We start from the raw sequence: 8,353 nt of genomic DNA, 5'->3' as shown, positions 1-8,353 counted from the left end.
TTGGTCGACAACCCATCTACCAGGAGCTTCACCTCTTCCTCAACGCCGCCCCCACACCAACCGGCCGGTCTCTCAGCCAGGTTGGAAACGGCTCAGTATCTTGTTGTTCGGTCTCATGCGGTAACCCGCTTGTGTGTATGACCAGTCGGATCGAAGGGCATGACGCCAACCGGTTGCCGGCATCGGTAGTCTGCACTTCGTCTTGCAGGTGGACGATCGCACACGGGGGCAGGTGTGGCGCGCGAGGCGCATTCTTCACCAGACGAATCGACTTCAAGGGAGCGTCGGCCGGGCATCAAGAGGACAGCGGCCTGGCTTGCCTCCTGCCTGGTCAGTTGGGCGCTCTTCTACCCGTTCTTCGGGCCATCGGCTGCACTCCTAGGGTTGTACGTGCCGCTCTTTGTGTACTTCCCAGGTCCTTCACCGGTAGCCATCTGGAAGGCCGGGAAGATCGGCAAGCTTCAGGCTTCCTGGGCTTGGCAACGTCTGTTGCGGCCGGAGGCCCTCGCGGTGCCGTTCGCCACTGCCGTCGCTTTGGCATGGCAGGTCACCGTGGCACCGTCCGGAAGCTTTTTCTTCTGGGAGGCCGTGACGCTCCTGCCCCTCGGCATCGGGGGCACCGCCTGGTGGGCTGGGATTCAAATAACGGTGGAAGGTGTTCCCCTCGGGCAGGAGGACATCGGGCGGGGAGGCCGACGGTCTGTACGCACCTCGGGATGGTTTCTCGCTACCCATGCCCTCGTTGCTGCAGGGATCGCGGGTGGCGGCGCCTGGGTTCTGCGGACCGTGGGCCGCCCACTTGCGTTCGGCACAGCCGAAGTTGCTCCAGCCATGGAGCAAGTTGGAGACGCAGTACGTTGGCTCGACGCACAGTTCTCCGCCAGCCTGTTCGGGCCGACATACGAACATCAGCAATACTGGGTGGGACTGGTCGTCGGCGCCGGACTGCTGGCAGCTCTCTCTTCGGCCCTCCTCCGGGATCTCGCATCACGGCTCGGCACGACATCGGACCCGTTCAGCGACGCCTCCTCCGAGCTACGGACGGACGCCCCGTTGCCGGAAGCGACGGGCAAGGTGTTCCTCAGCTACTCACGCAAGGACGGCGCCGTCGCCCGTGGGATCCGAGAGAGTCTGGAAGGCAAGCTGCGCCACGTCTGGGTGGACTGGGAGGCGATCGAGCCCTCCGAGAAGTGGCGGCAGGCTATCGACGAGGGAATCCGAACCTCCGATGCCTTCATCCTCCTCGTGAGTGAGGATTCACTGCGGTCCCCTTACTGTCGGGACGAGTGCATGAAGGCAATCGATTTACACAAGCGGATTCTGCCTGTCATCATCGACCCGAACCTGGCCACGGGCGTCACGGCCGCAATGAACGAGCATGGTTGGGAACCGCTCCGCTCATACCAGAGCTTCCACATGATTGAGGGAAGCGATGAAGATCCCGACCGAGGGATTCAGCGCATCGTTACCTTCGTCACGCAACGCCATCGCTGGGATGCCTTCCACACGCGCCTGGGTAATCTAGCTCACGAGTGGTGGGAGAGTGGCTGCAAAGACGGTCTGTTGCTCCGCGCTGAGGAACTAGCTCTTGCTGAAAAATGGCAAGAGCATCCTTGGGGTGAGGAACACGAAATTGGTCTGACCGAGCGAGAGATCCGATATCTCAGTGATAGTCGGCGCGCGGCCAAGCGGCGTGCTAGGCGTCTCCGGGCCGGCGTTGCCGTCGTCACTGCAGCCGTGGTCGGCCTAAGTTCGCTGGCTGTATCTGCACAGGGGGATGCCGAGAACCAGCGACGTACGGCGCTCTCTCGAAAGCTTGCCTCCGCCTCGCTAGGTCTGTCCAAGACTGAACCGGAGAAGGCCGTTCAGTTGGCTTTGGCCGCCTACGGCCAGGAGTCCACGGCCGAGGCTCAGAGCGCATTGGCCGCACACCTGGCGAACCTCAACAAGGTACGCACCATCATTCCGCCTAAGAAGGGTGTGGTGTCGCGGCTGTCTTTCAGCCCTGATGGAGGACTGCTCTTTATCGAGCGGGATTACGGCAACGTCCAGATCTGGGATGCGAATACGGCACGCAGTCGAGGAACTTTGCAAGGAACTCTGCTCAGTTGGGGTGACGGCGGGGCTCGTTCCCTTACCGCCGATGGTAAGACTCTGGCGTTGCGGACCGGACAGCATGGCGAGCAGGTCGACCTAGTGGACACCGATTCTCTGCAAATCAAGGAAAGCTTCTCGGTCCCAAGGACCGGAGGCACAGGTTCAATCGGTGACAGCGGCGGCGGGCTGAGCCCGAATGGAAAAATTCTCATGGCTGGAGGAGTATTCGGCGCTGGAGCATCGATTGCCGTGTGGGATGTTCCTAACCACCGCACTTTGAAGGTCATTTCGTGCGATGTGGCCGAAATGGCACCCTCAGGTAAGACTGTAACCTGCGGAAGGGAGGGAAGAGTGCAGGTGCTCGGATTGCCAGACCTGCGGACTCGGCAAACGATCTCCACATCGGGTTGGAGTTTCGAGGGCTATACCACAGATGACGGTGTGGTGGTGAACTACGGTGAGACGGCGGACCTTGTAGGTGAGGCCAGGGTTTATGAGCCAGGATCTTCCCGCCCTTGGATTCCATCAAAGAATATGTCGCTGAACTACGGTCTCCTGATGGAAGATGGCCGGCATGCGGTAGTCCACTCGCCAGACATGAGGCGTTGGGAGCTGTGGGACCTGAAGTCACACAAGAGGCTGCGGACCACGACCGGCCAAAAGGAAGCTGCCCACGCCATCCGAGCGGAAGCTCCTGTCGAGCCCCAGTACAGCGACACGGACGGTGACCGCGAAACAGCCACCGCTGACGGAAAACGGGTTGCAACCGTGACCAAGGACGGGTCAGTGGTCATCTGGGAACGCACGACTACCGGACGGCTCGCCGAGCACCACGCCCTCCCCAAGGCCAAGGCCCCATTCAACGGGTTCGCAGTGAGTCCCAGCACGAACACCTTCGCCACAGCGGACTCTCAGCAGCCCGTGGTGCAACTGCGGGATAGTCGCACAGGAACCCTCACCGGCACGATCCGCCTGGCCGAGACGGGCACGACCTTGGCGTTCAACAAGGACGGATCACTGCTTGCCGTGGCCGAGCGTGCAGGCACAGCCCAACGCTCCCCGGTCGAAGTCTTCGAGGTGCCTAGTGGCCGTCACGTAGCGCAAATGCACTACACACCCGGGCTGAAGAGCGGTCTCCCGACGCTGCTTTTCTCCCCCGACAGTAGAGAGCTGTACGGCACGCTACAGGGGGAATCAAGGGTCGCGAAGTGGGATCTCTCAACCGGATATGAGACCCATAGTTATGGTCCGGATCCCGTTAGTGAGGGATTCGCTGACCAAGCTGCACTTAGCGGGGACGGAGCGATGCTGGCTCTCACTGACCGTCAACAGACCGTCAGTTTGTGGGATACCGCAACTGGAAACCAGCTCTCCTTCAAAGTCCGCAACGCCAAGAATGCCGCGCTCAGCCCTGACGGACGCGTCCTCGCGACAGTCGGTGAGGACAACAACGGCGATTGGGGTGGTGGTTCCGTGACCTTGTGGGACGTCACTACCCAAGAGAAGATCGGGACAAGCCTAGTACCCGAAGGGGGCGTTTCTCGTGTGCTGTTCAGTCCCGACGGTCTTACCCTGGCTGTAGTCGGAGATGGGGATGTTTCCGATGTGGCTCTGAGCCTGTGGGACGTCGCGAGTCACCGTAAGGTTGGTCCCGATTTGTTCGTGACACAACGCGACGCGTCTGTCGGTTTCAGCCCGGATGCCACCCGGATCGACGTCGCGGACGGAAATGGCATCACGAGGATCCGTGTAGACCCTTCGGCGTGGGCAGCGGCTCTGTGCGGAATGCTCACGGGCCCACTCAGTAACTCCGACTGGCAGGATGCCGCACCGAGGGAGCACTACAGGTCACCATGCTGAAAGCCGCCCCACTCACGGAACGGTTCACCCCACGTTCCAGCGGATCATCCATGCCTCGTTCTGGACGGAGATGACACCTTCACAATCAGCGACGAATTCGTCGGCGAACTCCGTGGAGTGATGGGGTGTTGTACCCCATCGTTCGAGCAGGCGCTCCAACTCCTCAGCGGTGCGCGTGAATTCCAGTTGTTGATACGCGTACCGCTGAGCGACTGCGTGTGCGGTTACCGCGATCGGGACCGACGCGACGATTGCAACCCACGCAGCCGCCCGCTCCATGGAAAAGGCACCCGCGGCAGCAGCGAGGACCACGCCGAAGCCCCCCAGCAGCAACTCGATCCGTTCGACGAACCGGACCTTGCGATGCATCGCCTCGGCCTTGGGCCGGTAGTACGTCGTGATCTGCTGTCGCAGGCGATGCTCCACGTAGGTGTCGGCATCGACTACCGCCGGGATCGATCGCGGCTGTGCGGCGATCCCTGTGGTGTAACGCGCCAGGTCGATGCCGTCGGAACGGTAGCTGCGGCTGCGCTCGGCGAGCAGCGCTGTGGGCGACGTCGCCGTGCGGTAAGGACCAACTCGAGCCAGATAGGTATACACCTCGGCCTTGAGCGCCTCGGACACTGCCCGCAGGCGCGTCCAATCGCTCAACCGATTCGGGCCGCCGCGCTGTGCCACTAGGGGAGCCGCTCCAGCAGCAGCCGCGGCGGCAAAGGCGAGTGTCTTGCCCAGTAGGGAGTTCCAGCTCATCATCTGGGACGCCGCCGTCCCCATCCCTGCAGCAGCAATGCCCAGAGCCAATGCCAACGCACGTGCCCGCTCGACTGACGCCTTGAGTCGGTTCGCACTCTGAGACCAGATGCTCTGCTGGTCCCAAACCGCCGAAACTGCTGCATCCTCTGAGATCCCTGTCACCTTCAGATTCTGACGGCTTCCCCGCACGCACGCCAAGGGAAAGGAGAGATGCATCGCCCCAACCGGGCTGTGAGGCACAGTAGTTCGGCGGATCTTGTCGAGGCGGGGTGGGTAGAGCCAGCAGAGAGTGGGCTTCGTCACAGCTCTGGATGGGGATAGCGACACGATGCGCTGCTGCAATACGACACTGACCACGTCGTTGGCCGCCTCGTAAAGCGACACGATCAGCGGGGGACACGGCCTCTGCAGAAACAACCGGTGCCGCAGCCCACGTCGAGTGCCTGACCGCCACCGCCCGGGACAGGGGTGTGCTCGGCGAGTAGCGCTCGCTCAGTCTCGCCCAACTGCCGGAAGTTCTTCCCGTCGGCGTAGTGCTGCTGCCACTCCTCGCGGCGGGCGTATCCCACGGTGCTGCTCCTCAACTGGTGTGATGCGGTGGTCATGGGCGGCCCGTGGCGCGGAGGCGGGCGAAGGTGCGGCGACCGCGTTCGACGAGCTCCGGGTCGCCGTGGGCGGCGCCGTACTGGATACCGGAGAGGGCGTCCAGGGCAGCCAGTACGGCCAGGTACTGCTCCTCGGCCGGGGTGAACGGGCGGCCGTAGCCGTCCATCACAGCCTCGTACAGGTCCGCTCGGCCGGCCCAGGCGTCGGACAGGCGCACGAAGTCCCGTACAGCAGGGCCTTCTTCGCTGCGCTTTGTTTCCGCAGCGACTATGTCCCCCGCAGGGCGTGTCGCTTTACGGGGCGGCAGACGACGTGGTCGGTGTCGCATAGCAGCAGCGCATCGTGTGCCTTTCCTCACCCAAGCTGTGATGGATCCCACACCCTACTTGCTCGTTGGTGTCCGTGCGGGCGGACGAGCGGGAAGCGCAAGCACGTGGGCCTACCTATTGACCAGCGCCTGAACTGCTGAGTCGGTGCGTCGACCGGTCATGACGCAGTTCACCACCTTAAGCAAGCCGCTCGGCACCGCGTGGCACTTGCAACGTCGCGCGCTCCTCTGTATCCGACGGAATCGGCAGTACATGGCGCGGGAGTGACCTCCACCAGTTGCACTCGTCGCGGACCGACAGTGCGGTAGTCGGATCGTCGAGCAGCGACTGCAGCGCATCGGTGTTCGAGGCTCGACCACAGGTTGCGACAGCAGCGCGCAGTGCCGTCACCGACTGCACTCCGAAGGATCGGCGTCGACATACTTCCAACGCCGAGTCGGTCACAGCCCTGGGCAGCCGCGGCCCGGCGTTCGCAAGGGCCCAACCTGCCTGGATCCTCGTATCGATGTCGATGTGCTCGGAACCGACGACTCGCAGCAGCGCGCTTCCGTCCCCCGGGCCAGCTGCGACTTTCCCAAACAACCGAATGAAAGCCCGCGCGACCACCCTGTCCTCATGAAGTTTCCCGCTGTTGAGGTCGCGCGCGAGCACGGCTCGCAGCGGGTCGACGTATCCGGAGCTCGTCAGTATCGATGTGGATGCGCTGCGCAGGTCGTCGCTCCGGCCGAAGAGGCACTGCTGAAGGATCAGGCCGAGACCCGGATCCTCCCCTCGCGCCCACTTGCTCTGGGACCGCAGCCCGACGGCTTGGATCTCGGCCGCGACCCGTGCACTGATGCCCTGGTATCGGGCATTCTGCTGGTCGCCCGCGCCTTCCGCCTTGGCCAGGTAGAGAAGCTCCGGCGTAGCCCCGGGCGGCAGCGCCCGCGCTGCCCCGCCGGTGCCCGTGCCCTGGAGTGCGCGGAAGAGCTGAAGGCTGGAGCGCCGGACTTCCAGTTCGATGTCGTTGTCCAGCGTTGTCTCGATACTTTCCCGTCGGATCGCGCGCAACCGCTCGGACGAGGGATGCCACGTTCCCGAGCCCACCAGCACGGCTACGCTGCTGAAGAGTTCACGCAGGAGCCAGCGGTCCGGAGGATTCAGGAGAGCCCGTGAGATCCAGGCAGCCGGCGCCTTCTCCGGAATCTGCTGGAACACCTTGAGGGGCATGAAGGAGGTGGGGTTCCCCTTCTGGACCATCACGGCCTGGGCCACCTCGTTGGCGATGTCCGTCGCCAAATCCAGGTGAGCGAAGCGCACCAGCGCTTCGGCTCTGATCTCCTGGTCGAGTCCCTGCGACGCGCACAGCTCCAGCAGTAGCCGCTCGCAGAGCGACTCCCAGGTTCGTCGACCCAGCCGGCGTCGCGAGGCCAGCAGATAGCCGGAGAGAAAATCCCAGTCGACCGAGGTTGCCGGGTCTTCGCCGGTGAGCGTGTCCACGAGATCCGCGGCGCGCTGCTCGTCGTGCGCCGAGTAGCGGGTCTGGACGAGGGACACGGCCCCCTGGCGTCCCAGCACGCCGAAGATCTTGTAAGCGGGGGCCAGGAGTTGGCCCGGAGGAAGGTTCAGCAGCGTCTCATAGGCGCTCAGGTGTTCCCGTTGCCACGTTGCTGAACCGCTCTCGAGCCGAGAGATCATCGCCGGGCCGATGGGCCTCGCTCCAGGCAGGCGCTCGAGGCGTGCGGCGAACGAGGACGCTGTGGCCAGCCCGAGGTCCGTCGAGTTGTAACGATGGGTCCGTGCCAACCAGCCGATGTAGGCGTTCGGATTGGATCCGAAGCCTGCACTCGGCTTCCCTGGACGTCCCCTGACCATCTGCCCCCCAAACAGTCGCGACGGGAGTTATTTACCCGCGAGGCGTCGCGGTTCAAGCGCGGCGAATGGGCCGTGGTCCGGCCGGATCCTCTTTCCAACGGTGCTCGACGAACGGAAGGAAGTGCTCGTGATGGTCGCTCAACTCTGTCAGGAGATCGTCAGTGGCTTGCTCTCCCAGATGCCCAGCGAACTCGTGACAACGGGAATCGTTGCGCTGGTCGCCTACCTCGGTCGAGCATGGACGCGTCGCCGCAAGCTTCGCCAGGTTGAAGCGCCCTCGGCCACCGACCAGTAGGGACAGAATCGGGGCACCCCCGGTCGGCTGGTGAGCGATGCCGTACGGCTGATCGGGGGCCCGACCCAGGAGTCAGTCCGTGAACGGCCCAGCAGCCCGGAAGAGATGTCGGATCAGCGCGGCGCGCCCGCGCACGTCAGCGCTTCCTTCGAGCGTTGGCATGGCGGGGCCGTGGCGTTCGGCGGCGAGTTGGGTCTGCTCTCGGTCTCGGCTCCGGCTGTGCAGGCTGGGCTTGAGATCGGCTTGGTCAGCGCCCGGAGTTGAGCTCGGGTGAGTACGGTGGCAGAAAGTGCAGCTCGACACGGTGGGGTGCATGCTGTCAGCGAGTCGTGGATCGCGTGGCGTCGGCGGACGGTGAGTCAGTCCGCGACGGGTGACCGTGCGGTCCAAAGTAGCTGACTGCTGCTTAGGTCAGCGACTCAAGGAACCGTGGCGTTTGTCTTTCAGTCAGGTGTGCGCCACACGGTCACGTCCGCTGGAGTGGTGTATCGACGGCCACTCGGTGATCTCGTTTTGAGGCTATGCGGTGAGTTCGGTGGGCAGGGCGGAGTCGTCGGTT

5 protein-coding genes are annotated in these 8,353 nt (G+C 63.7%); 2 read left to right on the top strand and 3 right to left on the bottom strand.

All coding sequences use genetic code 11. The features are described from left to right. Window positions 1-234: 234 nt before the first annotated feature. A complete protein-coding gene (locus tag ABZ340_RS35945; protein ID WP_358786100.1) occupies window positions 235-3,957 on the top strand; it encodes a TIR domain-containing protein in 3,723 nt (1,240 codons plus the stop codon). Between the two features lie 24 nt (window positions 3,958-3,981). Here the strand turns inward: ABZ340_RS35945 and ABZ340_RS35940 are convergent, their stop codons facing one another. The 3 genes from ABZ340_RS35940 to ABZ340_RS35930 form a co-directional block, all read right to left on the bottom strand. Then, complete coding sequence (locus ABZ340_RS35940) at window positions 3,982-5,094, bottom strand: DUF4231 domain-containing protein (RefSeq protein ID WP_358786099.1); 1,113 nt, start codon at window positions 5,092-5,094, stop codon at window positions 3,982-3,984. A 217-nt stretch (window positions 5,095-5,311) separates the two neighbouring features. Next, window positions 5,312-5,533, bottom strand: a complete 222-nt coding sequence (locus ABZ340_RS35935) for a hypothetical protein (RefSeq protein WP_358786098.1) — start codon at window positions 5,531-5,533, stop codon at window positions 5,312-5,314. A 289-nt stretch (window positions 5,534-5,822) separates the two neighbouring features. Then, a complete protein-coding gene (locus ABZ340_RS35930; RefSeq protein ID WP_358786097.1) occupies window positions 5,823-7,430 on the bottom strand; it encodes a hypothetical protein in 1,608 nt (535 codons plus the stop codon). Window positions 7,431-7,599: 169 nt separating this feature from the next. Between ABZ340_RS35930 and ABZ340_RS35925 the strand changes: the two genes are divergently transcribed. Next, window positions 7,600-7,794, top strand: a complete 195-nt coding sequence (locus ABZ340_RS35925; RefSeq protein ID WP_358786096.1) for a hypothetical protein — start codon at window positions 7,600-7,602, stop codon at window positions 7,792-7,794. Window positions 7,795-8,353 lie beyond the last annotated feature (559 nt).

Origin of the sequence: Streptomyces sp. NPDC006134, from assembly GCF_040628835.1 — a bacterium.
Taxonomy (GTDB): domain Bacteria; phylum Actinomycetota; class Actinomycetes; order Streptomycetales; family Streptomycetaceae; genus Streptomyces.
The sequence above is the reverse complement of the archived record's forward strand: the minus strand, read 5'-3'. Positions and strand labels throughout refer to the sequence as shown.